This window comes from Streptomyces zaehneri, assembly GCF_032248645.1.
In the GTDB taxonomy this organism is placed as follows: Bacteria; Actinomycetota; Actinomycetes; order Streptomycetales; family Streptomycetaceae; genus Streptomyces; species Streptomyces coriariae.
This window is the reverse complement of sequence record NZ_JASTTJ010000025.1, coordinates 126,723-152,933: the sequence shown is the minus strand read 5'-3', so window position 1 is coordinate 152,933 and position 26,211 is coordinate 126,723. Positions and strand designations below refer to the sequence as shown.

Sequence of the window (26,211 nt, the reverse complement as noted above, 5' to 3'; positions counted from 1 at the left end):
CATAGTGTTTCGGTGGTCATAGCGTGAGGGAAACGCCCGGTTACATTCCGAACCCGGAAGCTAAGCCTTACAGCGCCGATGGTACTGCAGGGGGGACCCTGTGGGAGAGTAGGACACCGCCGAACAATCATTCAAAGGGTTGGTCTCTGAACTTCGGTTCAGGGACCAACCCTTTTTTGTTTTCGGCCACTTGAAGTTCATGTTCCGCCTTCAGCATCCACGGCATGGGTACTGCTGCAATGCTCAGGGCCGCAGGCGTCGGAGTCGGTGACGAGGTCATCGTGCCGGCCTTCGGGAATGTGGAGGTCGCCGGAGCAGTCGCTCTGGCGGGTGCCCTTCCGGTGTTCGCCGATGTAGATCCGGTGACGTACTGCCTGGATCCGGCCGCCGTCGAAGCGGTCGTAACTCCGCGCACCGCGGCGGCGGTTGTCGTGCACCGCTTTGGCCGGCCGGCGGATGTCGGGCGGTTGCACGGGGTGGGGCAGCGGCATGGGTTGCTGGTGTTGGAACAGGGGGAGTCCGAGGCGCCTTACCACGAGATCGCGCAGCGTCGGGAGCGGGCGGCCTACCTGGACGGGCGGTTGCGTGGGGTGCGTATGCCGGACGGAGGGAACGGACACACGTATCAGCAGTACGTCGTGCGGGTGCCGGGGAACGGTCGGCCCGACCGGGACGCCTTCGCGCGGGCCCTACGGGGAAAGGGAGTCGAGTGCCGGGTGCCGGTGAAGACTCCGTTGCACCGACTGCCCGAGTTCCGGCGGTGTGTGTCGCTGCCGGAGACCGAACTCGCGGCGGACGAGACCCTCGCGCTGCCGGTGGACGCCTCGTTGACGAAGCGGGACATGCAGCGGATCGTGTCCGCCTGCAACGCGCTCGGCGGACTGCTTCAACCCGCCTTCTGAACGAGTTTGGGAACACCGGCCAGTTCGGGGTACGATCTGTTCTGTTGCCGCGAGGGAAACCTCGAAAGCGACCGGCCCTCTTAGCTCAGTCGGTAGAGCGTCTCCATGGTAAGGAGAAGGTCAACGGTTCGATTCCGTTAGAGGGCTCCACAAAGAAGGCCCCCGCCCATTCGGGCGGGGGCCTTCTTCATGCCGTGCGTACTCTTTTCTCACGCCACTCGCATCGCCAGGATCGCCATGTCGTCGGACGGGGCGTCGGACGCGAAGCGTTCCACCGCGCGCATGATGCGGGCCGCGACCGCGCCGGCGGTGAGACCGGTGCAGGTGGTGAGGACGTCGGCGAGGCCGTCGTCGCCCAGCATGCGGGTGCCCTCACGGCGCTCCGTGACCCCGTCAGTGACGCAGAGGAGGACGTCGCCCGGGTCGAGGGTGACCGTCTGCTCGTAGAGCTCCAGGTCCTCCATGACGCCCAGCAGCGGCTGAGGCTCGGCGGCCGCCTCGACGGTGCCGTCCTGGCGCAGGCGCAGGGGGAGCGGGTGGCCGGCGCAGACCACCTTCAGCTCGGCGCTGCCGTCCTCCTGCGGACGCATCTCGCCGTAGAGGAGGGTCAGGAAGCGGCTGCGGGCGCCCTCGTCGAGGATGGCTGAGTTGAGGCGCTCCAGGACGGCCGGGCCGCTGAGGCCCTCGCGGGCCAGGAGGCGCAGGGCGTGGCGGGCCAGGCCGGTCACGGCCGCCGCGTTCGGGCCCGTGCCGCAGACGTCGCCGATGGCGAAGCCGTACGCGCCGTCGCTGATGGGGAAGACGTCGTAGAAGTCACCACCGACCTCGTTGCCCTCGCCGGCCGCGCGGTAGATGACCTCGACCTCGACGCCGTCGATCTCGGGGAGCTCAGGTGGCAGCAGGCTGCGCTGGAGGGCCTGGCTGATGGCCGTGCGCTCGGAGTAGAGACGGGCGTTGTCGAGGGCGAGGGCCGCGCGGCGGCTCAAGTCCTCGGCCAGTTCCAGGATTTCCTGGCGGAAGTGCTCGTCGGTGGGCTTGCCGAGGGTCAGCATGCCGATGACGCGGTTGCGGGCGACCAGGGGGAGCACGACCGTCTCGCCGCCCACTGCCGATGCGGTGGCGAGCGTGGGGCCGATGCCGGACGCCACCTGGTGGGTCGGGCCGCCGGTCAGGCCCAGGCTGCGCATGGAACTGCGCAGGGCCGCGTCGTGCGCGGCGGCGGCCGGGGCCGCCCAGACCCGGGCGCCGGGGGTGGGGACGGGGTCGGGTGGTGCGATCTTCGAGAGCAGCGACTTGATGCCGTCGATGAATTCCTCGTCCTCGTGCAGGACGTACGACAGGTAGGGATCGGAGGCCTGGTCGGCGATCGTGTAGACCGCGCACCAGGTGGCCAGGGTCGGAACCGTCATCTGGGCCATCAGGGCCAGGGTCTGGTCGCGGTCCAGTGTGCCCGCGAGGAGGTCGGAGGCCTCGACGAGGAAGCTGAGGGAGCCTCGGCGCAGGCGTTCCAGCTCGCCGAGGCGGGCCGACTCCACGGCGAGGGCGATGCGGTCGGCCGCGAACTGCAGGCGCAGTGCCTCCTCGTTGGAGTAGCGGCCGGAAGCCTCCGCCGCGACGCCTAGGGAGCCCGTCAGCCGGCCCTCGACCTTCAGCGGGACCGTGACGACCGAGCGCATGCCCGTGCCGTTCAGCAGGGGCACGGCGCCGGGGACGGCCAGGAGGTCCTCGTGGACGGCCGGCATGCGGGCCGAGCCGTAGCGGCCGGGGCCCGCCTCGACGGGCACGCGCGCGAAGCGCTGGCGGGCGGAGGGCAGGCCGGTGGAGGCGCGGACCTCCAGTTCCGTCTCGTCGTCGGTCGCCAGGAGGAGGAAGGCGGAGTCGCCGTCGAGCATGTCGCGGGCGCGCTCCACCGTGCGCTGGAGGAGACCGTCGAGGTCGTCCGGGGCCGGGGAGCCGATGAACACCTCGAAGGGGTCGGTGTTCTGGCCGTCCGAGGTGGTGGCCGGGTCGGTGGCCGGGCCGCGCGAGGGGGTCTGGAGGACCGCGCGCTCGTGGTCGCGGACGAGCAGGCAGACCGTGGAGGGCTCGCCGTCGGTGTCGCGGACGCGGAGGTGGGAGGCGTACACGGGCGTGACACGGCCGTTGGCGCCGCGGATGCCGTAGCTGCCCTCCCAGCGGGAGAGCTGGAGGGCCTCGACGATGCCGGTGCTGGTGCCGGGCGTGTGCGGCCAGGCGGCGAGGTCGGTGAGGGGTTTGCCGGTGACCTGGTCGGCCGGGTAGCCGAAGAGCTCCTCGGCGTCTTCGTTCCAGGCCGAGATGGCACCCGTACGGTCGATCTGGACGACCGCCACGCGCACCCGGCTGTCGGCGAGCGGGAGGAGGTCGGCCGGGAGGGACGGGCCGGCCGTGCGGGTGCCGACCGGGCGGTCGGGGAGGTCGAGCTGGAACCAGACCTGTTTGTGGGTCGGGGTGTACTCGACGCCCCAGCGGCCGGCGATGGCCGCGCACAGCTGGAGGCCGCGGCCGCCTTCGCGGTCCGGGCTGCCCATGGTGGCCAGGGAGCCCTGGAGCGGAATCTCACGTTCGGGGTACCGGTCGGACACCTCGATGCGTACGGCGTCGGCGCTGCGCAGGCACAGGACGTCGGCGTGGGTGCCCGCGTGGACGACCGCGTTGGTCACCAGTTCGCTGGTGAGGACGACGGCGTCGTCGATGATGTCGGCGAAGCCCCAGCCCTGGAGGGTGTCGCGGACGAAGGAGCGGGCGGTCGCCACGGATCTCCCGACGGGCTCGAAGCTGGCAGCCGCGCGCGCGGTGATCACTGAACTCCTCGGCCGGTCGTCGACGTGCAGGGCTCCCTGGCCGGTCAGGTCGCCTCGCTGATGGGGCGGGCGCGTGCTGGAAGGCCGGGGGTCCGGGGTCTGTCCCCCCGGGATCAGTCCGGTGGTCATGTGTGCGGCCGCCCCTCCGATGCCCGCTCGTGCTCGTGCCACCGCCCAGGCCGGTCGGACCGGCGTGGCTGGACAGCCGCATGCAAGGTTACTTACCTTCCCGGCCCCTACGGATGCCGGTCGCCAGTGTTTCCACCCCAGGGGTGTGCGGACGATGTGCGAAGCTGCCGAACTGTTATGGCCTGGTTCGGCAAGGGTGAAACACTGGGCAAGCTTCTTGTGAAGGTCCGGGCAGACTGGGTGTCTTCTGAGTACAGGGGGCAGCAGCCTTCCGGGTCCGCCTGGTTTCATCGGGCGGAAAGCCGGGTGGTGACGAGTGGCAACAGGCAGGGCGAGCAGTAGCACCCAGGCACAGCGGTAACGGTCGATCCCTGTGGGAGGGACAAGTGGAGTCTGGCGCAGCGACGCGGGGCACTAAGACGCGCGCGAAAGGCGGACAGTCTCTGAGCAGGCCGCGTACACCACGCGGTGGGACGACCGTCGTGGACACGGCGGCCTTGAACCGGCTGCTGGGAGCCCTCGGCTCCATGCGGGACGGCAATTTCCGCAAGCGGCTCACGGTGTCCGGGGACGGCGTGATGTCGGAGATCGCGGCCGTGTTCAACGAGGTCGCGGACCGGAATCTGCATCTCACGGGTGAGCTGTCGCGGGTCCGGCGCATGGTGGGACGTGAGGGAAAGCTCACCGAGCGGCTGGAGACGGGCGCCTGCGAGGGGTCCTGGGCGACGGCCGTCGACAACTCGAACGCGCTGGTCGACGACCTCGTACGGCCTGTTTCCGAGGTCGGGCGGGTGCTGTCGGCGGTCGCCGAGGGTGATCTGTCGCCGCGGATGGAGCTCAGGACGCACACGCCGGAGGGGACCGGGCATCCGCTGCGCGGTGAGTTCCTGAAGGTCGGGCGGACGGTCAACAACCTCGTGGACCAGCTCTCCACGTTCACCGACGAGGTCACGCGTGTGGCCAGTGAGGTGGGGACCGAGGGCAAGCTGGGCGGCCAGGCCCAGGTGCGCGGTATGTCCGGTTCGTGGAAGGACCTCACCGAGTCCGTCAACACGATGGCGTACCGGCTGACGGCGCAGGTGCGGGACATCGCGCTGGTGACGACGGCCGTGGCCAAGGGTGATCTGTCCCGGAAGGTGACGGTTCACGTCGAGGGCGAGATGCTCGAGCTGAAGAACACCGTCAACACGATGGTGGACCAGCTCTCCGCGTTCTCGTCCGAGGTGACGCGGGTGGCCCGTGAGGTGGGCACCGAGGGCATCCTGGGCGGTCAGGCGCAGGTGTCCGGCGTGGACGGGGTGTGGAAGGAGCTCACCGACTCGGTGAACACCATGGCCGGGAACCTGACGGCCCAGGTGCGCGGCATCGCGGAGGTGACCACGGCGGTCGCCAACGGCGATCTGTCGCAGAAGGTGACGGTGTCGGCGCGCGGCGAGGTCGCGCAGCTGGCCGACACGATGAACCAGATGACCGAGACGCTGCGGACCTTCGCGGACGAGGTCACGCGCGTGGCCAACGAGGTGGGGGCCGCTGGGCAGCTGGGCGGCCAGGCGAACGTGCCGGGCGCCGCGGGTACCTGGAAGGACCTGACGGACTCGGTCAACACCGTGTTCCGGAACCTCACGACGCAGGTGCGGGACATCGCCGCCGTTACGACGGCCGTGGCCAGCGGAGACCTCTCGCAGAAGGTCACGGTGGACGTGGCCGGCGAGATGCTGGAGCTGAAGAACACCGTCAACGGGATGGTCGACCAGCTGTCGGCCTTCGGTGCCGAGGTGACGCGCGTGGCGCGGGAGATCGGGGTCGAGGGTGAGCTGGGCGGTCAGGCGCAGGTGTCGGGCGCGGCCGGTACGTGGAAGGACCTGACGGACTCCGTCAACACGGCGTTCAGGAATCTCACCGGACAGGTGAGGAACATCGCGCAGGTCACCACGGCCGTGGCCAACGGTGACCTGTCGCAGAAGGTCACGGTGGACGTCTCCGGTGAGATGGCCCAGCTGAAGAACACCGTGAACACGATGGTGGACCAGCTGTCGTCGTTCGCCGACCAGGTGACCCGGATGGCCCGGGACGTGGGCACCGAGGGCCGGCTGGGCGGGCAGGCCCGGGTGGACGGCGTGTCGGGCACCTGGAAGGAGTTGACGGACTCCGTCAACTCGATGGCCGGGAACCTGACCTCCCAGGTGCGCAACATCGCGCAGGTGACGACGGCCGTGGCCCGTGGTGACCTGTCGCAGAAGATCGACGTGGACGCGCGCGGGGAGATCCTCGAGCTGAAGAACACCATCAACACGATGGTCGACCAGCTCTCGGCCTTCGCCGACCAGGTGACCCGGGTGGCGAGGGACGTGGGCACCGAGGGCCGGCTGGGCGGGCAGGCGCAGGTGCCCGGCGTGGCCGGTGTGTGGCGGGACCTGACGGACTCGGTGAACGGCATGGCCGGCAACCTCACCGCCCAGGTGCGCAACATCGCCCAGGTCGCCACCGCCGTGGCCCGCGGTGACCTGTCGCAGAAGATCACCGTGGACGCGCGCGGGGAGATCCTCGAGCTGAAGAACACGCTGAACACGATGGTGGACCAGCTGTCGTCGTTCGCCCAGGAGGTCACGCGGGTCGCCCGTGAGGTGGGTACGGAGGGGCAGCTGGGCGGACAGGCCGAGGTACAGGGTGTCTCCGGCACCTGGAAGGACCTCACCCAGTCGGTGAACTTCATGGCGAACAACCTGACGATCCAGGTGCGTCAGATCGCCGAGGTCACGACCGCGGTCGCCAAGGGCGACCTGTCGAAGAAGATCACGGTCGACGCCAAGGGCGAGATCCTGGAACTCGTCACCACCGTCAACACGATGGTGGACCAGCTGTCGTCGTTCGCCGAGCAGGTGACCCGGGTGGCCCGCGAGGTGGGCACCGAGGGCATCCTGGGCGGCCAGGCGCACGTGCCCGGTGTCACGGGCATCTGGAAGGACCTCAGCGGCAACGTCAACCTGATGGCCAAGAACCTGACCATGCAGGTGCGCAACATCTCCCAGGTCGCGGCGGCCGTCGCCAACGGCGACCTGACGCGGCAGGTGACGATCGAGGCGCGCGGTGAGGTCCAGCAGCTCGCCGACACGTTCAACACCATGGTGAAGACGCTGAGCTCGTTCGCCGAGCAGGTCACCAAGGTGGCCCGTGAGGTGGGCACGGACGGCATCCTGGGCGGGCAGGCGCACGTGCCGGGTGTGGCGGGCACGTGGAAGGACCTCACCGACTCGGTGAACGGCATGGCGTCCAACCTGACCGGTCAGGTGCGCAACATCGCCATGGTCACGACGGCCATCGCCAAGGGTGACCTGACGAAGAAGATCGACATCGACGCGCGCGGGGAGATCCTCGAGCTGAAGACGACCATCAACACGATGGTCGACCAGCTGTCGTCGTTCGCCGAGGAGGTCACCCGGGTCGCCCGCGAGGTGGGTACCGAGGGGCAGCTGGGCGGTCAGGCACGCGTGCGTGACGTCGACGGCACCTGGCGCGACCTGACCGAGTCGGTGAACGAGATGGCCGGGAACCTGACCCGGCAGGTGCGTGCCATCGCGCGCGTGGCGACCGCGGTGACCCGCGGTGACCTGAACCTGAAGATCGACGTGGACGCGTCCGGGGAGATCCAGGAACTCCAGGACTACATCAACAAGATGATCGCCAACCTGCGCGACACCACGATCGCCAACAAGGAGCAGGACTGGCTCAAGGGCAACCTCGCGCGCGTGTCCGCCCTGATGCAGGGCCGGCGCGACCTCCAGGACGTGGCCTCACTGATCATGAGCGAGCTGCCGCCCCTGGTGGCCGCGCAGCACGGCGCGTTCTTCCTGGCGATGCCGCCGGCCGAAGGCGGCACGGACCTGTACGAGCTGCGGATGCTGGGCTCGTACGGCTACTCGATGGGCTCCATGCCGACATCGTTCCGGCCCGGTGAGGCACTGGTCGGGACGGCGGCGGAGGAGAAGCGGACGATTCTCGTCGCGAACGCCCCGAGCGGCTATCTGAAGATCTCCTCGGGGCTCGGCGAGGCGCCGCCCGCGCAGGTGATCGTGTTGCCGGTGCTGTTCGAGGGCCAGGTGCTCGGGGTGATCGAGCTGGCGTCGTTCACGCCGTTCACGCAGATCCAGAAGGACTTCCTGAACCAGCTGGCCGAGATGATCGCGACCAGCGTCAACACGATCTCCGTCAACACCAAGACGGAGCAGCTGCTGAAGCAGTCGCAGGAGCTGACCGAGCAACTGCGGGAGCGGTCGGCCGAGTTGGAGCAGCGGCAGAAGGCCCTTCAGGCGTCCAACGCCGAACTGGAGGAGAAGGCCGAGCTGCTGGCCCAGCAGAACCGCGACATCGAGGTGAAGAACACCGAGATCGAGGAGGCGCGGCAGGTCCTGGAGGAGCGCGCCGAGCAGCTCGCGGTGTCGATGCGGTACAAGAGTGAGTTCCTCGCCAACATGTCGCACGAGCTGCGCACACCGCTCAACTCACTGCTGATCCTGGCCAAGCTGCTCGCCGACAACGCGGACACCAACCTGACGCCGAAGCAGGTCGAGTTCGCCGAGACGATCCACGGCGCGGGGTCCGACCTGCTCCAGCTGATCAACGACATCCTCGACCTGTCGAAGGTCGAGGCGGGCAAGATGGACGTCTCGCCGACGCGTATCGCGCTGGTCCAGCTGGTCGACTACGTGGAGGCCACCTTCCGTCCGCTGACCGCGGAGAAGGGCCTCGACCTGTCCGTGCGGGTGTCGCCGGAGCTGCCGGCCACGCTGCACACCGATGAGCAGCGGCTGCTCCAGGTGCTGCGCAACCTGCTGTCCAACGCGGTGAAGTTCACCGACTCCGGGTCGGTGGAGCTGGTCATCCGGCCGGCCGGGGCGGAGGTGCCGGTGGCCATCCGGGAGCAGTTGCTGGAGGCCGGTTCCCTGACCGACGCGGACGCGCCGCTGATCGCGTTCTCGGTGACCGACACCGGCATCGGGATCGCCGCGAGCAAGATGCGGGTGATCTTCGAGGCGTTCAAGCAGGCCGACGGCACGACCAGCCGTAAGTACGGCGGTACCGGCCTCGGGTTGTCGATCTCGCGGGAGATCGCGCAGTTGCTGGGCGGTGAGATCCACGCGCAGAGCGAGACGGGCCGTGGCTCGACGTTCACGCTCTACCTGCCGCTGCACCCCAGCGAGCTGCCTCCGCAGGGGTACCAGCAGGTCGTGCCCGCCCTGGAGGCCGGTGACCTGGTGGCCTCGGAGAACGGGGCGCGCGAGCTGTCGGAGCTGTCCGACGCGGAGATCGAGATGCCGGCCGAGGTGCGGTCTTACCAGGACGCGCAGAACGGGCCGGCGGCTCTCTTCCGGCGCCGGCGCCGGCTGGTGAGCGGCGGCGAGCAGGTGGGACGGCCGGAGCAGTGGCCGGCCCGCGCGCAGGAGGCGGCGGCGCACGCGCGCGTGGGCATCCGGTTCGGCGGTGAGAAGGTGCTGATCGTCGACGACGACATCCGCAACGTGTTCGCGCTGACCAGCGTCCTGGAACAGCACGGCCTTTCGGTGCTGTACGCGGAGAACGGCCGTGAGGGCATCGAGGTCCTTGAGCAGCACGACGACGTGGCGGTCGTCCTGATGGACATCATGATGCCCGAGATGGACGGCTACGCGACGACCACGGCCATCCGCAGGATGCCGCAGTTCTCCGGACTGCCGATCATCGCGTTGACCGCGAAGGCGATGAAGGGCGACCGGGAGAAGGCGATCGAGTCGGGTGCCTCCGACTACGTGACGAAGCCGGTCGACCCCGATCACCTGCTGTCGGTGATGCGGCAGTGGATGCGAGACGAGTGAGGGGACCCGCGGCGTGACGGGAACCTTCGGGAGGCGCCCGGAGTTGCTGACTCAGGGTGTCCGCTGTCGTGTAGCGGGGCGGAATTCGGGGAACCTTCTGGTCTCCTGCTGCGTTCCTGCTACGTGCACAGTGACATCACGGTGACAGGGTGTGGCGACGGTCGGGGTGCGGCTACCATGACCGGCACAAGGAAGGGCGGCGCAAAGGAGTCGTCCCCAGGGGCGGCGCCCGGTGCACTGCCGGGGCGAGGAGGGCGGGCCATGGTGCAGAAGGCCAAGATCCTCCTGGTCGATGACCGGCCGGAGAATCTGCTGGCGCTGGAGGCGATCCTCTCTGCGCTCGATCAGACGCTGGTGCGGGCATCGTCCGGGGAAGAGGCGCTGAAAGCACTGCTGACGGACGACTTCGCGGTCATTCTGCTGGATGTTCAGATGCCGGGAATGGACGGCTTCGAGACGGCCGCGCACATCAAGCGGCGGGAGCGGACCCGGGACATCCCGATCATCTTCCTCACCGCGATCAACCACGGGCCGCACCACACCTTCCGCGGGTACGCGGCCGGTGCGGTGGACTACATCTCCAAGCCGTTCGACCCGTGGGTGCTGCGCGCGAAGGTCTCGGTGTTCGTCGAGCTCTACATGAAGAACTGCCAGCTGCGCGAACAGGCGGCGCTGCTGCGGTTGCAGTTGGAGGGTGGTGGCGGCAAGGCCGCCGCGGGCGGTGGTGTGAAGGAGTCCGCGGGGCTGCTCGCCGAGCTCTCCGCGCGGCTCGCGGCCGTCGAGGAGCAGGCCGAAGCCCTGTCCAAGCAGTTGGACGACGAGTCCGCGGACGCGGCGGCGGTGGCCACGGCGGCGCATCTGGAGCGCAAACTCACCGGTCTGCGCCGGGCGCTGGACGCCCTGGAGCCGGGCACGGGCAGCGGCACGGCCGCGTTGCCGTCACCGAACTGAACGGACCTGAACGGAACTGGCGCGTGCGACGCATCGAGTTGTGCATGAGGGCGCGTCAGTTCCCCCTCCACCGAAGGCGGGCGTGTCAGTTCCGCGCCCTCGGGAGGGCGACACGAACGGGTGAAGCAGTGGGCACACGTGTCCGTTGTGGTCTCCACCGGTAACCTCACACCCATGGCCTCACGTCCGTCCGCAGCCAAGAAGCAGCCCGCCAAGAAGGCGGCTGCTCCCGCGAAGGCTCCGGCGAAGAGGGCCGCCGCCAAAAAGGCCCCGGCGAAGAAGGCGCCCGCCAGGAAAGCCGCGGCCCAAAAGCCCGTGCCCGCGCCGGCGCCCAGTCCCACGGGGGGCGTCTACCGCCTGGTGCGCGCCATCTGGCTCGGACTGGCGCACGCCGTCGGCGCCGTGTTCCGCGGCATAGGGAACGGCGCGAAGAACCTCGACCCGGCGCACCGCAAGGACGGCGTCGCGCTGCTGCTGTTCGGCCTCGCGCTGATCGTCGCCGCGGGGACCTGGGCCGACCTGCGCGGCCCGGTCGGCGACCTCGTCGAGATCCTGGTGACCGGCTCCTTCGGGCGGCTCGACCTGCTGGTGCCGATCCTGCTGGCGGTCATCGCCGTGCGCTTCGTCCGCCACCCCGAGAAGCCCGAGGCCAACGGCCGTATCGTGATCGGCCTGTCCGCGCTCGTCATCGGCGTGCTCGGTCAGGTCCACATCGCCTGCGGCGCGCCCGCCCGCAGCCACGGCATGCAGGCGATAAGGGACGCGGGCGGACTCATCGGCTGGGGTGCGGCGACCCCGCTGACGTACACGATGGGCGAGGTTCTCGCCGTACCGCTGCTGGTGCTGCTCACGGTCTTCGGGCTGCTGGTCGTCACGGCTACCCCGGTGAACGCCATCCCGCAGCGGCTGCGGCAGCTCGGGGTGCGCCTGGGGGTGCTGCACGACCCGGCGGCGGACGAGTACGACGACCTCGACGACGACGAGCGCTACGACGAGCAGTGGCGCGAGGCGCTGCCAGGGCGCCCCCGCCGGCGCCCGGGCGCCGCCGATCCGTACGGCCCCGAGGACGCCGAGCAGGAGGCGCTCTCCCGGCGGCGCGGCCGCCCCAGGCGCTCCGCGGTGCCGCAGCCCGCCATGGACCGGCGGCTGGACGCCGTGGACATCGCCGCGGCCGCCGCGGCCGACCTCGACGGCGCCGTCCTGCACGGCATGCCGCCCTCGCGGATCGTCGCCGACCTCACCCAGGGGGTGAGCGGCGGCGACGGGGAGCCGACCACGCCGACGCCCGTTCCGGCCCCGGCCTCCCGGCCCAAGCAGCAGAAGCTCAAGACGGGCGGGGGAGCGGTCCCCGACCTGACCAAGTCGGCCCCCCAGGAGACGCGCGAGCTCCCGCCGCGCGCGGAGCAGCTCCAGCTGTCCGGCGACATCACCTACTCGCTGCCCTCGCTCGACCTCCTGGAGCGTGGCGGGCCCGGCAAGGCGCGCAGCGCGGCCAACGACGCCGTCGTCGCCTCGCTGACGAACGTCTTCACCGAGTTCAAGGTCGACGCGGCCGTCACGGGCTTCACGCGCGGGCCGACGGTCACCCGCTACGAGATCGAGCTCGGCCCGGCCGTGAAGGTCGAGCGGATCACCGCGCTGGCGAAGAACATCGCGTACGCCGTCGCCAGCCCCGACGTGCGGATCATCAGCCCGATCCCCGGCAAGTCCGCGGTCGGCATCGAGATCCCGAACACCGACCGGGAGATGGTCAACCTCGGCGACGTGCTGCGGCTCGCGGACGCGGCCGAGGACGACCACCCGATGCTGGTGGCGCTCGGCAAGGACGTCGAGGGCGGCTACGTGATGGCCAACATGGCGAAGATGCCGCACGTCCTGGTGGCCGGAGCCACCGGTTCCGGCAAGTCGTCCTGCATCAACTGCCTGATCACGTCGATCATGGTCCGCGCGACCCCGGAGGACGTGCGGCTGGTCCTGATCGACCCCAAGCGCGTCGAACTGACCGCCTACGAGGGCATCCCCCACCTGATCACGCCGATCATCACCAACCCGAAGCGGGCCGCCGAGGCGCTCCAGTGGGTCGTACGGGAGATGGATCTGCGCTACGACGACCTCGCGGCGTACGGCTTCCGGCACATCGACGACTTCAACGCGGCCATAAGGAACGGCAAGGTCAAGCCGCCCGAGGGCAGCGAGCGCGAGCTTCAGCCGTACCCCTATCTGCTGGTGATCGTCGACGAGCTCGCCGACCTGATGATGGTCGCGCCGCGTGACGTCGAGGACTCGATCGTGCGCATCACACAGCTCGCGCGCGCGGCCGGCATCCACCTGGTGCTCGCCACCCAGCGCCCGTCGGTCGACGTCGTCACCGGCCTGATCAAGGCGAACGTGCCCTCGCGGCTCGCCTTCGCCACCTCCTCGCTCGCCGACTCCCGCGTCATCCTCGACCAGCCCGGCGCCGAGAAACTGATCGGCAAGGGTGACGGACTGTTCCTGCCGATGGGCGCGAACAAGCCGACCCGTATGCAGGGCGCCTTCGTGACCGAGGACGAGGTCGCGGCCGTCGTGCAGCACTGCAAGGACCAGATGGCGCCGGTCTTCCGGGACGACGTCACGGTGGGCACCAAGCAGAAGAAGGAGATCGACGAGGACATCGGCGACGACCTCGACCTGCTGTGCCAGGCGGCCGAGCTGGTCGTCTCCACCCAGTTCGGATCGACGTCCATGCTCCAGCGCAAGCTGCGCGTCGGCTTCGCCAAGGCCGGCCGGCTGATGGACCTCATGGAGTCGCGGAACATCGTCGGGCCCAGCGAGGGTTCCAAGGCGCGTGACGTTCTCGTGAAGCCGGACGAGCTGGACGGCGTGCTCGCCGTGATCCGGGGGGATTCTGGGGGGTAGACGTCAGCCAGGGAAGGGGTGGTCGGCCGTGACTCACCCGTTAGAGAGCAGTGGGCAACCGTTTCCCTTTGGCATACGTCCAGTTGAGCGAGAGGACAGGTGCGGCTCCCCGCCGGGGCCGTAACCGGCCCGTCATCGGTGTGACCGGCCATACCGATGGCGTACAAAGTCGTACCGCCCGGTTGCCCCTCCCTTTGGCACCCCCCCTAGACTGAACCTCCAGCACAGGTGGCTACACGCTCGAAAGGCGCCCCCGTGTCCATCGGCAACTCCCCTGAAGACGAGCGTCCGTTCGAAGACCCGTCCGAGGAAGCCCCCTTCTCCATCGGCCGCGCCCTGCAGCAGGCCCGCATCACGGCGGGGCTGACCGTCGATGACGTCAGTTCCGCCACCCGGGTCCGCATCGCCATCGTCCGCGCCATCGAGTCCGACGACTTCGCCGCCTGTGGCGGGGACGTCTATGCCCGCGGGCACATTCGGACCCTGGCCAGGGCCGTTCACCTCGACCCCGCCCCGCTGATCGAGCGGTACGACGACACCCACGGCGGCCGTCCGGCACCGACCCCGGCCGCGCCCCTCTTCGAGGCGGAACGTATCCGCCCCGAGCGGCGCGGGCCGAACTGGACCGCCGCCATGGTCGCCGCGATCGTCGCCGTGGTCGGCTTCGTCGGCTTCACCGCCTTCACGGGCGGCGACGACGACGGGTCGAAGGAACAGGTCGCCGAGGGCACCACCCCCGCGACCGACAAGACCGCCTCGCCCACGACGAAGACCGACAAGCCCGTCGACGAGAAGCCGGAACCCTCCGACAGCGCCATCGCCGCGGCCCCTCAGGACAAGGTGACGGTCCAGGTCAGCGCCGCGGACGGCCGCAGCTGGGTCGCCGCCAAGGACCACAACGGCCGGCTGCTCTTCGACGGCCTGCTCAAGCAGGGCCAGTCCAAGACCTTCCAGGACAGCGAGAAGATCAACCTCGTCCTCGGTGACGCCGGCGCGATCGATCTCTACGTCAACGGCAAGAAGCTCGACGACGATTTCCGGCCCGGCGCCGTGGAGCGGCTGACGTACACGAAGGGCGACCCGAAGGTCGGATAGGCCAGGCGTGCCTTCGGGTGTACGGGGTTGGCGAAGATCGCCAACCCCGTCGACGTTCGGTGTCGGTGGGACAAAGTAGTCTTGAGCCCATGCCTGAACGCCGTACCGTCGCACTCGTCACCCTTGGCTGCGCCCGTAACGAGGTGGACTCGGAGGAGCTCGCAGGCCGTTTGGAGGCGGACGGCTGGCAGCTCGTGGAGGACGCCGAGGACGCGGACGTCGCCGTCGTCAACACCTGCGGCTTCGTCGACGCCGCCAAGAAGGACTCCGTCGACGCCCTGCTGGAAGCCAACGACCTCAAGGGGCATGGCAGAACCCAGGCCGTCGTGGCGGTGGGCTGCATGGCAGAGCGGTACGGCAAGGAACTCGCCGACGCCCTGCCCGAGGCCGACGGGGTGCTCGGCTTCGACGACTACTCCGACATCTCCGACCGCCTCCAGACCATTCTGAACGGCGGCATCCACGCCTCCCACACCCCGCGCGACCGGCGCAAGCTGCTGCCGATCAGCCCGGCGGAGCGGCAGGAGTCGGCCGCCTCGGTGGCCCTGCCCGGCCACGGGCCGAACGACCTTCCCGAGGGGGTCGCCCCGGCCTCCGGCCCCCGCGCGCCCCTGCGTCGCCGGCTCGACGGCGCCCCGGTCGCCTCGGTCAAGCTCGCATCCGGCTGCGACCGGCGCTGCTCCTTCTGCGCCATCCCGTCCTTCCGTGGTTCCTTCATCTCGCGGCGGCCGAGCGACGTGCTGAACGAGACGCGGTGGCTGGCCGAGCAGGGCGTCAAGGAGATCATGCTGGTCTCCGAGAACAACACCTCCTACGGCAAGGACCTCGGCGACATCCGGCTGCTGGAGTCGCTGCTGCCCGAGCTGGCGGAGGTCGACGGCCTCGAGCGGGTGCGGGTCAGCTACCTCCAGCCGGCCGAGATGCGGCCCGGCCTGATCGACGTGCTGACCTCGACGCCGAAGATCGCGCCCTACTTCGACCTGTCCTTCCAGCACTCGGCGCCCGGCGTGCTGCGCGCGATGCGCCGCTTCGGCGACACCGACCGCTTCCTGGAACTGCTCGACACCATCCGGAGCAAGGCGCCCCAGGCGGGTGTGCGCTCCAACTTCATCGTGGGCTTCCCCGGTGAGTCCGAGGCCGACCTGGCCGAGCTGGAACGCTTTTTGAACGGCGCCCGCCTCGACGCGATCGGCGTCTTCGGCTACTCCGACGAGGAGGGCACCGAGGCCGCGACGTACGACGACAAGCTCGACGTGGACCTCGTGGCCGAGCGGCTCGCCCGGGTCTCCCGGCTCGCCGAGGAACTCGTCTCGCAGCGGGCCGAGGAGCGGGTCGGCGAGACCGTGCACGTACTGGTCGAGTCGGTGGACGAGGAGGGCGTGTACGGCCGCGGGGAGCACCAGGCTCCGGAGACGGACGGACAGGTGCTGCTCACATCGGGCGGAAACCTGAGCGTCGGTCGTATGGTCGAGGCGAAGGTGGTCGGTACGGAAGGTGTCGACCTGGTGGCCGAGCCCCTGCCGGGCTCGTTCGGGTGTAGCGAGGAGGCGGGCAGATGACGGGTGTTCCGGCATCGGCTGCGGGCGGCTCCTCGCAGGCTTCACCGGCTTCGCAGACCTCACCGGGTCCCCAGGCTTCGCAGGCCGCACAGGCGGCGGGCGCCGTGGTGGTTCCCTCCGAAGTGACTGCCGATGCGGCCGCGACCGCCGATCCGGAGGATGCCGGCAGGCCGCCGAGGGGTGCGAAGCTGGCGGCCGCCGCCGTCAACCAGGCGAGCGTCTGGAACATCGCCAATCTGCTGACGATGCTTCGGCTGATTCTGGTGCCCGGCTTCGTCGCGCTGATGCTGGCCGACGGCGGCTACGACCCGGCATGGCGTGCGTTCGCCTGGGCGGCCTTCGCGATCGCCATGATCACCGACCTGTTCGACGGGCACATCGCGCGGACGTACAACCTCGTCACCGACTTCGGGAAGATCGCCGACCCCATCGCCGACAAGGCGATCATGGGAGCGGCGCTGATCTGCCTCTCCTCGCTCGGCGACCTGCCGTGGTGGGTGACGATCGTGATCCTCGGCCGGGAACTCGGGATCACGCTCCTGCGTTTCCTGGTCATCCGTTACGGCGTCATCCCGGCGAGCCGGGGCGGCAAGCTGAAGACGCTCACGCAGGGCGTGGCGGTCGGGATGTACGTCCTGGCGCTGACGGGCTGGCTGGCCACCCTGAGGTGGTGGGTGATGGCCGCGGCGGTCGTGCTGACCGTGGTGACCGGGCTCGACTACGTACGGCAGGCCGTTGTGCTGCGCAGGCAGGGAATCGCCGAGCGCAAGGCCGCGTTGGAGGAGACGCAAGCGTGAATTCCCCGGCCACCGACGTGGTGCGACTACTCACGGTGAACGAATCGACGCTCGCCGTGGCCGAGTCGCTGACCGGTGGACTGGTGGCGGCGGAGATCACTTCGGTCCCCGGTGCGTCCAAGGTCTTCCGCGGCTCCGTCACCGCCTACGCCACCGACCTCAAGCACGCACTGCTCGCGGTCGACGCGGACCTGCTGGCCGCGCGCGGGGCCGTGGACGCGCAGGTCGCGGCCCAGATGGCCGCCGGAGTGCGGAAGGCGCTGGGAGCCGACTGGGGCATCGCGACCACAGGCGTCGCCGGCCCCGACCCACAGGACGGACAGCCGGTGGGGACGGTTTTCGTGGCGGTGGACGGCCCGTTCCGGGCGGATCGCGGTTGCGCCGGCGGCGGAAAAGTGGAGGCCCTGCGGTTGAACGGCGACCGGGCGGAAATTCGTAGAGAGAGTGTACGGAGCGTACTCGCACTGCTCCTGACAGAGCTTGCGGGCGAACACCCCGGGAATGAGCGGGCACAGGATACGGAACAGAACGGGGGGTTTTGATGTTTACAGCCCTGAGTGAACACGACATCGCTCCCCGCACGGCCGCAGCGCAAGGCGGTACGGTGGGGCGTGAAGGATGCGGCTACGCGGTCCGAGGAGGGAGCCACCGATGATTCTGCTCCGTCGCCTGCTGGGTGACGTGCTGCGTCGGCAGCGCCAGCGCCAGGGCCGTACTCTGCGCGAAGTCTCCTCGTCCGCCCGAGTCTCACTCGGCTATCTCTCCGAGGTGGAGCGGGGGCAGAAGGAGGCATCCTCCGAGCTGCTCTCCGCCATCTGCGACGCGCTGGACGTACGGATGTCCGAGCTCATGCGGGAAGTGAGCGACGAGCTCGCTCTCGCCGAGCTGGCTCAGTCTGCTGCCGTCACCCCCCGCGAGCCTGTACCGGCGTCGGTCCGTCCGATGCTGGGTTCCGTGTCGGTGACCGGTGTGCCACCGGAGCGGGTGACCATCAAGGCCCCCGCCGAGGCGGTGGACGTGGTCGCCGCGTGACATTCACGCGCACGGGCGTGTGACGCGTGGGCGTGTGACGCGACACAGGCACGTAGGAAAGCATGTGTGAGGCCCCGGCCGGGGCCTCTCCGGGGAGACCCGGAGAGGGTGCGGTCGGGGTTCTTCGCGTCTGTCGTCCGTTTGCCGGTGCGGGGTGCCGAGGTCATCGTGGAGGGGCATCTCGGGGGCCAACCACCGGAGGTACCGATGTACGTCGTCAAGAGTCCCCTGTCCGACTCCGATCTGAAGACGGTCTCGGAGGCGTTGCAGGGCGCGCTCGTCGACCTGGTCGACCTGTCGCTCGTCGCCAAGCAGGTCCACTGGAACGTCGTCGGGCCCCGTTTCCGGTCCGTCCACCTCCAACTCGACGAGGTCGTGGACGTCGCCCGTGCCCACTCCGACACCGTGGCGGAGCGTGCCTCGGCGCTGGGCGTCTCACCCGACGGACGGGCGGCGACGGTGGCGGCCGGCAGCGGGATCAGCGCGGTGGCGGCGGGCTGGATCAAGGACGCCGACGCGGTGGGCACGCTCGTCGCCGCTCTGGGCGCGGTGATCACCCGGATGCGGGAACGGGTGACGGCCACGGGTGACGCGGACCCGGTGAGCCAGGACATCTTCATCGGGATCACCGCCGAGCTCGAGAAACACCACTGGATGTTCCAGGCGGAGAGCGTGTGAGGCGGCAGGGGCGTGGGCGGCGACCTGGTGCGCTCGATGCGCCGGTGTGCCGCCCGCGCGCCCTGCCTGCGGCCGGGACGGACGTCTGGCGTCGGCCTCCGCGCAGGCGCCGGGGTTACTGGATGTCGTGGTGAGGCTCGAGGCTCGGGCTGGAGGTGACGGCCGTGGTGGGGCGAATAGCGGACCGTGGGGCCGTGCTGTGGCTCGGCCTCGGGTTGGGCGCGGCGTGGTGGTGGGCCGTGCTGAGACTCGCCGTGGCGCCGGACGCCGGCGTGCTGGAGGGGGCGGTCGCCGCCGGAGGGTGGGGGCTGAGCCTGCTGCCCGTGCACTGCGTGGCCAAGGCACGTGCGGTGGGGGCGGTCGGGCAGGGGCGATGGAGGGCTGCTTGGCGGGGGGCCGCGGGCGGCGGGGAAGTCGGTGGTGGCGGGAGAGCCGATGGTGGCGGGGGAGTCGGTGGTGGCGCGAGGGGTGGGGGCGGCGCGGAGGGGAAGGCGCGGGGGTAGGCGCCGACGTCTTCGAGTGGGGGTGGGGTGTCTTCGGGAGGGTGGCCGGGCTGTTTGGGCTGCGCTGCCCTCGTGCTCTTGGCGCGGCGCCGGCGGGCTGGTTCGTCGAGGGGGCCGTGAGGCGGTGGGCTACCAGGGCATTGCCACGCCGCCGTTCGGGCGGAGGATCTGGCCCGTGGTGAATGCCGACGCGTCCGAGGCCAGGTGGAGAACGGCGTGCGCGATGTCCTCGGGTTCGCCGACCCGGCCCAGGGGCGACATGCGAGCCATGCGCGCCTCGGTGTGCGCCTGCGCGCCGGCGTCGCGGCGGTCGGTCATGGGGGTGCGGATCCAGCCCGGTGCGACGGCGTTGACGCGTATGCCGTACCGACCGACCTCCGTCGCCAGGGTCTTCGTCAACTGGACCACGGCCGCCTTGGCGACGCCGTAGCAGAGCAGACCGGGGCCGCCGGTGTCCACCGCTCCCGAGGCCATGGTGACGATGCTGCCGCCGGTGTCGCGCGCCAGCATCAGACGGGCCGCCTCCTGGCAGGCGTACAGCACCCCCTTGAAGTTGACGGCCAGGACCCGGTCGAGGTCCTCGTCCCGGGTGTCCAGGACCGGACTGTTGTGCATGATCCCGGCGACGGCGGCCATGATGTCCAGCCGCTCGCAGGATTCGAGGGCCTGCCGGACCTGGGCGCGGTCGGTGACGTCGAGGGGGTGGGTGCGGGCCGTGCCGCCCCGGTCCTTGATCAGCTTCGCCGTTTCCCGCAAGCCCTGTTCGTCGCGGTCCGCGCCGTGCACGGTGGCGCCCGCCTGGGCGAGAAGTACCGTGCAGGCGCGGCCGATTCCGCTCGCGGCGCCGGTGACGAAAGCGGTGCGTCCGGTGAGGTCGTACGCCTTGACGGCCATGAAAGGACGGTACGAGCGTTTCTGACGGTGCGTCAATTGCGGCGGGCTTGTTCGCTCGGGCGCGCGGCGGCGGTTCGTCCGGCTCGTGCGGTTCGTCCGGCTCGTCAACGAGGATGCGGGGAGCGGTCGTCGAAGGTCGTCACCGGGTGGTGCGTGGGCGGAGGCGGCGCGTCGGCGGGGAGCCCGGTGCCGGGGCGGGGCCGGTCTGGCAGGCGGGGCACCAGTAGGTCGGGCGCTCGCGGGAGCCGTCGCCCTGGTCGGCGACCCGGACCGGTGTTCCGCAGCGCAGGCAGGGGCGGGGTGCGCGGCCGTAGACGAACAGGTTCTGGCCGCGGCGGCCCGTCGTGTTGCGGACCGGGTGGTCGCGGTTGGCCTCCAGGAGCTTCTTCGCGAGGGAGGGCAGCTTCGCGGCGCGGTCGGCGGGGAGCGCGCCGACGGCGAGCCATGGGGTGACGCCGAGGAGGAAGCAGAGCTCGCTCTTGTACACGTTGCCGATGCCGGCGAGGTTGCGCTGGTCGAGGAGGGCCTCGCCGAGGGAGCGGGCAGGGTCCGTGAGGAGGTTGGCGAGGGCACGCTCGGGGTTCCAGTCGGGGCCCAGCAGGTCGGGTCCGAGGTGCCCGACGGCTCGTGGCTCGTCGGCGGTGCGCAACAGGTCGAGGACGGGGAGGCGGTAACCGACGGCGGTGCGGTCGTGGGTGCCGAGGATCGCCCGGATCTGGTGTGCCGGGCCGCCGGTCCAGCGCTGGTCGCTCGTGAACACCTTCCACGAGCCGTCCATCCGCAGGTGCGAGTGGAGCGTCAGGTCGCCTTCGACGCGGGTGAGGAGATGCTTGCCGCGCGGGGTGACGTCCAGGACGGTGCGTCCGGTGAGGTCGGCGGTGGCGTACTGGGGCACCCGGAGATCCGAGCGGGTCAGCACCTTGCCCGCGAGGGCGTCGTGCAGGCGCCTCGCGGCCTGCCAGACCGTGTCACCTTCGGGCATGGGTCAAGGGTGACATGCGAGTCGCTGCGGGCGGGGTGCGGCCGTCACGCGCGCAGTCGCAGACCGCGAGGGGTCGCGATGAAGCCCGCTCCTTCCAGGACGGCGCCGATGGGAGAGGTGAGAGCCGAGGCGCCGTTGACGCGCTCCACCGTGACCGTGCCGAGGGAGCCCGCGCGCGCGGCCTCCGCGAGGGCCTCCGCGGCGGCGTGCAGCCGTGGGTCGTCGGCGGGGGTGTCCTCGCCGCCCGGGGTGGCCGGCCAGGCCAGCAGGGTCTTGCCGCCGCGCTCCATGTAGAGCGTCAGTTCGCCGTCCACGAGCACCACCAGGGAGCCGGCCTTACGGCCAGGCTTGTGCCCGGCGCCGCTCGGTGGCTCGGGCCAGCCCAGGGCGGCGCCGTACGCGTTCGCCGGGTCGGCGGCGGCGAGGACGACGGCGCGGGAGACGCCGGAGGTGGTGCCGTAGCGGTTGCGGTTCTGGGCGCGCCGGGGGTCGCGGTGGTCGGGGAAGCCAGAGCCGGTCGAGTGGTACGAGCCGTGCTGCCCGCCTGTGTCGTACGGACCGCCGGAGCCGTTCGGGAAGCCGCTGCCCCCGCGCGGGCCTCCGGCGCCCGGGGAGGCGAGGTCGCGGGGGGAGAGGTACTCGTCCGGCGAAGCGGGGGCTGCCGTGGCGTCGAAGGGGGAGGGCGGACGGCTGTCGAGGCCGGGGACATCCCAGGTGTCTGCCGGGAAGGAGTCGGGGAAGGCGAAGTCGTCCGAGGGGCTTGGCGCCTGGTTCGGGCCGGGCAGCGGCTCGTCGCGGTCGCGGGCGTTGGCCACCGCGCGCAGCCGGTCCACGGCCCCGTCCATGGCGAACTGCGCCGCGCCGAGGCCTTCGACCACGTACCCGCGACGGGCCTGACCGCTCTCCTCGAAGACGGACAGGATGCGGTAGGTCGCCGAGAAGCCGCCCTCGACGCCCTCGGCCGCGACCGCGCCCCGCGTCACCACGCCGTGCCGGTCGAGGAGGGTACGGGCGAGGGCGTGGGCGCGGACCGTCGGGTCGGACTCGTGGGCCGGCAGGAGGGACCAGCGGCCGCCGACGGTCGGAGGGCCGCCGCGGGAGGCGGGGCGGGCCGCGGCCGTCAGCGAGCCGTAGCGACCGCGCGGGACGCTGCGCTTGGCGCGGTGGGCCGTGGAGCCGGCCGTGCGCCCCGAGCCCAGCAGGGCGCGCAGGGGGGTGAGCGTGTCGTTGGTGAGCCGGCCGGACCAGGCCAGGTCCCAGACGGTGTCGGCGAGCTGCGGGTCGGTGGCCTCGGGGTGCGTGGTGGCGCGGACCTGGTCGGCGATCTGGCGGAAGAACAGGCCGTAGCCCCCGGAGAGGGCGTCCAGGACCGACTGGTGCAGTGCCGTCAGCTCCAGCGGGTGGGACGGCGGCAGGAGCAGGGGCGCCGCGTCCGCCAGGTACAGGGACATCCAGCCGTCCTTGCCGGGGAGGGCGCCCGCTCCGGCCCAGACCACCTCTCCGGCCGCGGTGAGTTCGTCGAGCATCGCGGGGGTGTAGTCCCGCACGCGGGACGGCAGGACGAGCTTCTCCAGGGCCGAGGCGGGCACCGAAGCGCCCTGGAGCTGCTCGACGGCGCGCACCAGTCCGTCGGTGCCGCGCAGGGAGTGGCCCTTGCCGATGTGCTGCCACTGGGGCAGGAACTGGGCGAGCGCGGGCGGCGGGACCGGCTCCAGCTCGTGCCGCAGGGCGGCCAGGGAGCGGCGGCGCAGCCTGCGCAGGACCGTCGCGTCGCACCACTCCTGGCCGATCCCCGCCGGGTGGAACTCGCCCTGGACGACGCGCCCGCCGGCCGAGTGCCGCTGGAGGGCGCCCTCGGTCACCGCCACGCCGAGGCCGAAGCGGGCGGCCGCGCCTGCCGAGGTGAACGGTCCGTGGGTGCGGGCGTACCGCGCGAGGAGGTCGCCGAGCGGGTCCTTGACCGGCTCCGTGAAGGCCTCCGGCACACCTACCGGGAGCGCCGTGCCGAGCGCGTCGCGAAGCCGCCCCGCGTCCTCGATCGCGGCCCAGTGGTCGGCGCCCGCGACACGGACCCGGATGGCGCGGCGGGCGGCGGCCAGTTCCTGTGCCCAGTGCGGCTCGGCGCCGCGCTCGGCCAGCTCGGCGTCGGTGAGCGGGCCGAGGAGGCGCAGGAGGTCCGCGATGCCTTCGGCGTCCTTCACCCGGCGGTCCTCGGTGAGCCACTGGAGTTCCCGCTCCAGTTCGGTGAGGACCTCGGCGTCGAGCAGTTCGCGCAGCTCCGCCTGGCCGAGCAGCTCGGCCAGCAGACGTGAGTCCAGGGAGAGGGCGGCCGCACGGCGCTCGGCGAGGGGGGAGTCCCCCTCGTAGAGGAACTGGGCGACGTAACCGAAGAGGAGGGAGCGGGCGAAGGGCGACGGTTCCGCAGTGGTGACCTCGACCAGGCGCACCTTGCGGGCCTCCAGGTCGCCCATCAGCTCCACGAGTCCGGGAACGTCGAAGACGTCCTGGAGGCACTCGCGGACCGCTTCCAGGACGATCGGGAACGAGCCGAACTCGCTCGCCACCTGGAGCAGTTGGGCGGCGCGCTGGCGCTGCTGCCACAGCGGGGTGCGCTTGCCGGGGTTGCGGCGCGGCAACAGCAGCGCGCGGGCGGCGCACTCGCGGAAGCGGGCCGCGAACAGGGCCGAACCGCCGACCTGATCGGTGACGACCTGATCGACCTCGCCCTTGTCGAAGACGACGTCGGCCGCGCCGACCGGTGCCTGCTCGGCGTCGTATTCCGTGCCCGCCTTCGAAGGTTCCCGGTCGAGCAGGTCCAGGCTCATCAGGTCGGCGTCCGGCAGCCGCAGGACGATGCCGTCGTCGGCGTGCATGACCTGGGCGTCCATGCCGTAGCGCTCGGAGAGTTTGGCACCCAGCGCGAGGGCCCAGGGGGCGTGGACCTGGGCCCCGAAGGGGGAGTGGACGACGACCCGCCAGTCACCCAGTTCGTCCCGGAAACGCTCCACGACGATCGTGCGGTCGTCCGGGACGTGTCCGCAGGCCTGGCGCTGCTCGTCCAGGTAGGAGATCACGTTGTCCGCCGCCCAGGCGTCCAGGCCCGCGGTGAGCAGCCGGAGCCGGGCGTCCTCCTTGGGCAGTGAGCCGACCTCCCGCAGGAACGCGCCCACCGCGCGGCCGAGCTCCAGCGGGCGGCCCAGCTGGTCGCCCTTCCAGAACGGCAGGCGGCCCGGGACGCCGGGAGCGGGGGAGACCAGGACGCGGTCGCGGGTGATGTCCTCGATGCGCCAGGAGCTGGTGCCGAGCGTGAAGACGTCGCCCACGCGCGACTCGTACACCATCTCCTCGTCGAGCTCTCCGACCCGGCCGCCGCCCTTCTTGGGGTCGGCGCCCGCCAGGAAGACGCCGAACAGGCCGCGGTCGGGGATCGTGCCCCCGGAGGTGACGGCGAGACGCTGGGCTCCGGGGCGGCCGGTGACCGTGCCGGCGACGCGGTCCCACACCACGCGCGGGCGCAGCTCGGCGAACGCGTCGGACGGGTAGCGGCCGGCCAGCATGTCCAGGACCGCGGTGAACGCGGATTCCGGGAGTGAGGCGAACGGGGCGGCACGGCGGACCGTGGTCAGCAGGTCGTCGACCTGCCAGGTGTCCAGCGCGGTCATGGCGACGAGTTGCTGCGCCAGGACGTCCAAGGGGTTGGCGGGGACCTTCAGGGACTCGATCGAGCCGGTGCGCATCCGCTCGGTGACCACCGCCGCCTGGACGAGGTCACCGCGGTACTTCGGGAAGACCACACCGGTGGACACCGCGCCCACCTGGTGTCCCGCGCGGCCGACGCGCTGGAGGCCCGAGGCCACCGACGGCGGGGACTCGACCTGGACGACGAGATCCACCGCGCCCATGTCGATGCCGAGCTCGAGGCTGGAGGTCGCCACGACGGCGGGCAGCCGGCCCGCCTTGAGGTCCTCCTCCACGAGCGCGCGCTGCTCCTTCGAGACCGAGCCGTGGTGGGCGCGCGCGATGACGGGCGGGGCGCCCTGGGCCGCACCGGAGCCACCCATGAGCTCTGCGGGCGAGTGGTGCTCGCCCAGAGGCTCGCCGGTGGCACGCTCGTAGGCGATCTCGTTGAGCCGGTTGCACAGGCGTTCGGCGAGACGGCGGGAATTGGCGAACACGATGGTGGAGCGGTGGGCCTGGACGAGGTCGGTGATCCGCTCCTCGACATGCGGCCAGATCGACGGGCGCTCCGCCCCTTCCGAGCCTTCGGCGACCGGGGAGCCGCCCAGCTCCCCCAGGTCCTCCACCGGGACGACGACCGAGAGGTCGAACTCCTTGCCGGACTTCGGCTGGACGATCTCCACCTTGCGCTGCGGGGAGAGGTACCGCGCCACCTCGTCGACCGGCCTGACCGTGGCAGAGAGGCCGATGCGGCGGGCCGGCTTCGGCAGCAGTTCGTCCAGCCGCTCCAGGGAGAGCGCCAGATGTGCGCCGCGCTTCGTGCCCGCCACCGCGTGCACCTCGTCCAGGATCACCGTCTCGATGCCCGTCAGCGCGTCGCGCGTGGCCGACGTCAGCATCAGGAACAGCGACTCGGGGGTCGTGATCAGGATGTCCGGGGGGCGGGTGGACAGCGCGCGGCGCTCGGCGGGCGGGGTGTCGCCGGAGCGGATGCCGACCTTGACCTCCGGCTCTGGCAGACCGAGACGCACGGACTCCTGACGGATGCCGGTCAGGGGACTGCGCAGATTGCGCTCCACGTCGACCGCGAGCGCCTTGAGCGGCGAGACGTAGAGGACCCGGCAGCGCTTCTTCGGGTCGGCGGGAGGAGGTGTCGAGGCGAGCTGGTCCAGGGCGGCGAGGAAGGCGGCCAGGGTCTTCCCGGAGCCGGTCGGGGCCACCACCAGCACGTCCGCGCCCTCGCCGATGGCCTGCCACGCACCCGCCTGGGCCGCGGTGGGCGCGGAGAACGCCCCCGTGAACCAGCCGCGGGTCGCGGGGGAGAAGCCGTCGAGGGCTCGGTGTGCGGAGCTGACCATGCGTCCATCCTGCACCCGGCCACTGACAATTGCTCTGACCTGCGCAGATACGGCGTTCCCCCAGCCCAGGCTGTCGGCGTCCTC

At 70.9% G+C, this 26,211-nt stretch carries 14 protein-coding genes, 1 tRNA gene and 1 rRNA gene; 12 read left to right on the top strand and 4 right to left on the bottom strand.

Annotation, left to right across the window (positions count from 1 at the left end; genetic code table 11):
- Window positions 1–8 precede the first annotated feature (8 nt).
- The 3 genes from rrf (at window position 9) to QQM72_RS33250 (ending at window position 1,052) form a co-directional block, all read left to right on the top strand.
- Window positions 9–125 (top strand): 5S ribosomal RNA (gene rrf / locus QQM72_RS33260).
- A gap of 114 nt (window positions 126–239) precedes the next feature.
- Window positions 240–902, top strand: a complete 663-nt coding sequence (locus tag QQM72_RS33255) for a DegT/DnrJ/EryC1/StrS family aminotransferase (protein WP_314224550.1) — start codon at window positions 240–242, stop codon at window positions 900–902.
- A 74-nt stretch (window positions 903–976) separates the two neighbouring features.
- Window positions 977–1,052: transfer RNA gene (locus tag QQM72_RS33250), tRNA-Thr, on the top strand.
- A gap of 59 nt (window positions 1,053–1,111) precedes the next feature.
- Here the strand turns inward: QQM72_RS33250 and QQM72_RS33245 are convergent.
- Window positions 1,112–3,853: a SpoIIE family protein phosphatase gene (locus QQM72_RS33245; RefSeq protein ID WP_314224541.1), complete on the bottom strand. Its 2,742-nt coding sequence runs from the start codon at window positions 3,851–3,853 to the stop codon at window positions 1,112–1,114.
- Between the two features lie 386 nt (window positions 3,854–4,239).
- Between QQM72_RS33245 and QQM72_RS33240 the strand changes: the two genes are divergently transcribed.
- The 9 genes from QQM72_RS33240 to QQM72_RS33200 all read left to right on the top strand — a co-directional run bounded on the left by QQM72_RS33240 (window position 4,240) and on the right by QQM72_RS33200 (window position 18,712).
- Window positions 4,240–9,702 (top strand): HAMP domain-containing protein, encoded by a 5,463-nt coding sequence (locus QQM72_RS33240; protein WP_314224540.1) that lies wholly within the window; start codon window positions 4,240–4,242, stop codon window positions 9,700–9,702.
- Between the two features lie 261 nt (window positions 9,703–9,963).
- Window positions 9,964–10,653 (top strand): response regulator, encoded by a 690-nt coding sequence (locus QQM72_RS33235; RefSeq protein ID WP_314224539.1) that lies wholly within the window; start codon window positions 9,964–9,966, stop codon window positions 10,651–10,653.
- A 174-nt stretch (window positions 10,654–10,827) separates the two neighbouring features.
- The gene (locus tag QQM72_RS33230) at window positions 10,828–13,551 is read left to right on the top strand and encodes a DNA translocase FtsK (RefSeq protein ID WP_314224538.1); all 2,724 of its coding nucleotides are present in this window, start codon (window positions 10,828–10,830) and stop codon (window positions 13,549–13,551) included.
- Window positions 13,552–13,806: 255 nt separating this feature from the next.
- Window positions 13,807–14,646 (top strand): helix-turn-helix domain-containing protein, encoded by an 840-nt coding sequence (locus QQM72_RS33225; RefSeq protein ID WP_314224537.1) that lies wholly within the window; start codon window positions 13,807–13,809, stop codon window positions 14,644–14,646.
- An 89-nt stretch (window positions 14,647–14,735) separates the two neighbouring features.
- Window positions 14,736–16,205 (top strand): 30S ribosomal protein S12 methylthiotransferase RimO, encoded by a 1,470-nt coding sequence (rimO, locus tag QQM72_RS33220; RefSeq protein WP_314224536.1) that lies wholly within the window; start codon window positions 14,736–14,738, stop codon window positions 16,203–16,205.
- Window positions 16,202–17,002, top strand: a complete 801-nt coding sequence (gene pgsA / locus QQM72_RS33215; protein ID WP_314224535.1) for a CDP-diacylglycerol--glycerol-3-phosphate 3-phosphatidyltransferase — start codon at window positions 16,202–16,204, stop codon at window positions 17,000–17,002. Before rimO ends, pgsA begins: the two co-directional genes overlap by 4 nt.
- Entirely contained in the window at window positions 16,999–17,544 is a 546-nt protein-coding gene (locus tag QQM72_RS33210; RefSeq protein ID WP_314224534.1) for a CinA family protein, read from the top strand. The genes pgsA and QQM72_RS33210 overlap by 4 nt, the downstream gene beginning before the upstream one ends.
- Before the next feature lie 109 nt (window positions 17,545–17,653).
- Window positions 17,654–18,034 (top strand): helix-turn-helix domain-containing protein, encoded by a 381-nt coding sequence (locus tag QQM72_RS33205; protein WP_314224533.1) that lies wholly within the window; start codon window positions 17,654–17,656, stop codon window positions 18,032–18,034.
- 207 nt (window positions 18,035–18,241) lie between these two features.
- Window positions 18,242–18,712 (top strand): Dps family protein, encoded by a 471-nt coding sequence (locus QQM72_RS33200; protein WP_314224532.1) that lies wholly within the window; start codon window positions 18,242–18,244, stop codon window positions 18,710–18,712.
- Window positions 18,713–19,344: 632 nt separating this feature from the next.
- Here the strand turns inward: QQM72_RS33200 and QQM72_RS33190 are convergent.
- The 3 genes from QQM72_RS33190 to QQM72_RS33180 all read right to left on the bottom strand — a co-directional run bounded on the left by QQM72_RS33190 (window position 19,345) and on the right by QQM72_RS33180 (window position 26,127).
- A complete protein-coding gene (locus QQM72_RS33190) occupies window positions 19,345–20,109 on the bottom strand; it encodes an SDR family NAD(P)-dependent oxidoreductase (RefSeq protein WP_314224531.1) in 765 nt (254 codons plus the stop codon).
- Between the two features lie 139 nt (window positions 20,110–20,248).
- Window positions 20,249–21,091, bottom strand: coding sequence for an Fpg/Nei family DNA glycosylase (locus tag QQM72_RS33185; protein WP_314224530.1), 843 nt, complete (start codon window positions 21,089–21,091; stop codon window positions 20,249–20,251).
- A gap of 44 nt (window positions 21,092–21,135) precedes the next feature.
- Window positions 21,136–26,127, bottom strand: coding sequence for an ATP-dependent helicase (locus QQM72_RS33180; RefSeq protein ID WP_314224529.1), 4,992 nt, complete (start codon window positions 26,125–26,127; stop codon window positions 21,136–21,138).
- Between the last annotated feature and the right edge of the window lie 84 nt (window positions 26,128–26,211).

What these genes read in the sequence shown, in the direction of transcription:
- QQM72_RS33255 (WP_314224550.1), top strand. Translation starts at nt 240, where the DNA reads ATGCTCAGGGCCGCAGGCGTCGGAGTCGGTGACGAGGTCATCGTGCCG.
- QQM72_RS33245 (WP_314224541.1), bottom strand. Translation starts at nt 3,853, where the DNA reads ATGACCACCGGACTGATCCCGGGGGGACAGACCCCGGACCCCCGGCCT.
- QQM72_RS33235 (WP_314224539.1), top strand. Translation starts at nt 9,964, where the DNA reads ATGGTGCAGAAGGCCAAGATCCTCCTGGTCGATGACCGGCCGGAGAAT.
- QQM72_RS33230 (WP_314224538.1), top strand. Translation starts at nt 10,828, where the DNA reads ATGGCCTCACGTCCGTCCGCAGCCAAGAAGCAGCCCGCCAAGAAGGCG.
- rimO (WP_314224536.1), top strand. Translation starts at nt 14,736, where the DNA reads ATGCCTGAACGCCGTACCGTCGCACTCGTCACCCTTGGCTGCGCCCGT.
- pgsA (WP_314224535.1), top strand. Translation starts at nt 16,202, where the DNA reads ATGACGGGTGTTCCGGCATCGGCTGCGGGCGGCTCCTCGCAGGCTTCA.
- QQM72_RS33205 (WP_314224533.1), top strand. Translation starts at nt 17,654, where the DNA reads ATGATTCTGCTCCGTCGCCTGCTGGGTGACGTGCTGCGTCGGCAGCGC.
- QQM72_RS33200 (WP_314224532.1), top strand. Translation starts at nt 18,242, where the DNA reads ATGTACGTCGTCAAGAGTCCCCTGTCCGACTCCGATCTGAAGACGGTC.
- QQM72_RS33190 (WP_314224531.1), bottom strand. Translation starts at nt 20,109, where the DNA reads ATGGCCGTCAAGGCGTACGACCTCACCGGACGCACCGCTTTCGTCACC.
- QQM72_RS33185 (WP_314224530.1), bottom strand. Translation starts at nt 21,091, where the DNA reads ATGCCCGAAGGTGACACGGTCTGGCAGGCCGCGAGGCGCCTGCACGAC.
- QQM72_RS33180 (WP_314224529.1), bottom strand. Translation starts at nt 26,127, where the DNA reads ATGGTCAGCTCCGCACACCGAGCCCTCGACGGCTTCTCCCCCGCGACC.